The following is a 2,976-nucleotide window of genomic DNA, read 5'->3' on the forward strand; positions in this document are numbered from 1 at the left end:
GCCGTACGAAGTGGAAGAGAATTTCGAGGCCGATGGCGCCTGCCGCTCGCGCATCGTCCGGAAGAGCCGCGTCGGCATGGCCAGCGGCCGCAACTACGTTGCCGGCTTCCTGTTCGACATTTCCGACATGAAGCGCCGCGAGACGGAGGCGCAGGACGCACGCAAGCATCTCGCCAGCGTGCTGGAATCCTTGCCGGCCGCCGTGATCATCTACGATCGCGACGACAGGTTCGTTTTCGCCAACCGCAAGATCCAGGATACGCTGCCGGCCTTGAAGCCGGCGTGGCAGCCCGGCTGTACATTCCGCGAAGCACTCGTGCTGGGTCATGCGAACGGCTATTTCCGCAGCAGCGGCGATCCGCAAATCGACCAGCTCTACGACAGCGATCATGACCGCTGGCTGGACGCGATCCTCGCCCGCTACCGCTTGCCCAGTTCCTCCTACGAGCGTCACAATCCCGATGGCCGCTGGTATCAGGTCTACGACATGCGGACCGACGACGGCACCTTCATCGGCGTTCGCGTCGACATCTCCGAGATCAAGAGCCGCGAGGCGGCATTGCGCGATTCCATGCGCCAGATCGACCTGTTCCGGCATGTGATGGACGAGTTGCCGGTGGCCGCCTTCATCAAGGCGCAGGACCTGAGCATCGAATTCGTCAACAAGGCCTGGTGCGCGATCACCGGCTTGGCCAAGGAGGATGTCATCGGCCGCACCGACCGGCAGTTGTTCGGCGCGCAGGACGCGGATGGCTACAGCCATGACGACACGCAAGTCGCCGTGACGGGCGTCGTCAAGGAGGTCGAGGAACCCGTCACCCATCGCGACGGCACGGTTCGGCAGTTGATGACCCGCAAGAGCCGCCTGGTGGCGCTGGACGGGTCGGTGCATCTGGTCGGTTCGAGCACCGACATCACCGACGTCAAGGCACGCGAGCGTGCGCTGGAAGAAAGCATGCGCGAGAACGAGGTGTTCCGCAGCCTGATCGACAATGTGCCGGTATCGATCTACGCCAAGCGCTCCGATCTCAGGCAGTTCTATGTCAACAAGGGTTGGTGCGATCTGACGGGCTTCAGCAAGGAAGAGGCCATCGGCAAGACCGACATCGAGATTTTCGGGCCGGATGGCGAGGCCTTCGTCAATGGCGACCTCGCCGTGCTGCGCACCGGCGAAACTCAGGAGGTCGAAGAGACGGTCACGCTGGCCGACGGCAGCGTCAGGCATCAATTCGCCCGCAAAGGCGCGATGATCGCCTCCGACGGTTCGCTCTACCTGATCGGCTCGACCACCGACATCACCGAGCTGAAGATGCGGGAGGCCGAACTGCGCGAGGCGCGTCAGCGCGCCGTGCTCGCCGACCGCGCCAAGTCGGAATTCCTCGCCAATATGAGCCATGAGATACGCACGCCGATGAACGGCGTGCTCGGCATGGCCGAACTGCTGGCCAAATCGGACCTCGACCCGAAGCAGAAGACGTTTACCGACATCATCGTGAAGTCGGGCAATGCGCTGCTCACCATCATCAACGACATACTGGATTTCTCCAAGATCGATGCCGGTCAGTTGGTGCTCGATCCGGCGCCCTTCAATCTGGCCGAGGCGATCGAGGACGTGGCGACGCTGGTGTCGACGCGCGCCAAGGAGAAGGACCTCGAGCTGATCGTACGTGTCGAGCCTCGGCTCGAGAGCCTATTCATCGGCGATGTCGGCCGCATCAGGCAGATCGTCACCAACCTGCTCGGCAATGCGGTGAAATTCACCGATGAGGGCCATGTGCTGGTCGACGTCACCGGCGAGAGGGTTCCAGCCGGAACGAAGCTCACCATTTCGGTCACCGATACGGGCATCGGTATCCCCGAGGAAAAACTGAAACTGGTCTTCGAGAAATTCAGCCAGGTCGACACTTCATCGACGCGGCGGCACGAGGGGACCGGCCTCGGCCTCGCCATCACCTCGCGGCTCGTCGAGCTGATGGGCGGCGACATCGGGGTCGAAAGCGCCGAAGGCAAGGGTTCGACGTTCTGGTTCTCGGTGACGCTGCCGAGGGCCGGACAGCAAAACGGGCAACGCATCATGCCGATCGACGTGACCGGCGCGCGTGTCCTGATCGTCGACGACAATGCCGTCAACAGGGCGATCCTGACCGAGCAGATGACATCATGGACGTTCGATTCCTGCGCGGCCGAAAGCGGCGCCGAAGGCCTCAAGGTGCTGATCGCCGCAGCCGCCTATGGCGTGCCGGTCGATTGCGTCGTGCTCGACTACCAGATGCCTGAAATGAGCGGCGCCGAAATGGCGCGGATCGTGCGCAACACCGCTGGCCTTGCCGGAACGCCGATCATCATGCTGACCTCGGTCGACCAGTCGCTCGCCAACACCAGCTATCGCGATCTCGGCATCGATGCCCAGTTGATCAAGCCGGCGCGCTCTTCGGTGCTGCTGGAAACGCTGGTCGCCACCATCCAGCGGCATCGCCACAACACTGGCGGCAGCGACGCGCAGCCGCTCGCGGCCGACGTCGCTGCGAGCAATGTGACGCGGCCGCAGCCCTCGGCACCGTCCGAACAGCGGGCGCTGCTGCAGCCGCCTTCGATTCGCCCCCGGCCACCGGTGGCGGCTGGTGGCGACAGGCTGGACATACTGGTGGCCGAGGACAATGAGGTAAACCAGATGGTGTTCACCCAGATTCTCGGCGAGACCGGTTATGGTTTCGAGATCGTCGGCAATGGCCGCAAGGCGCTCGATGCCTTCGGCCGGCTCAACCCGTGCATGATCCTGATGGATGTCTCCATGCCGGAGATGAACGGTCTCGAAGCGACCGCCGCCATTCGCCGGCTGGAGGAAGAAACCGGCACGCATGTGCCGATCGTCGGCGTCACCGCGCATGCGCTGAAGGGCGACCGCGAGCGCTGCCTGGAGGCAGGCATGGACGACTATCTGCCCAAGCCGATCAGTCCCCGGGCGCTGCTCGAGAA

General features: G+C 63.6%; 1 protein-coding gene. It reads left to right on the forward strand.

From position 1 onward, the window contains the following. Positions 1-2,976: response regulator (locus EN969_RS24535; protein ID WP_127419465.1), on the forward strand; the 2,976-nt coding region annotated here is incomplete at both ends.

It is taken from the genome of Mesorhizobium sp. M7A.F.Ca.CA.003.01.2.1 (assembly GCF_003998945.1).
Classification (GTDB): domain Bacteria; phylum Pseudomonadota; class Alphaproteobacteria; order Rhizobiales; family Rhizobiaceae; genus Mesorhizobium; species Mesorhizobium ciceri.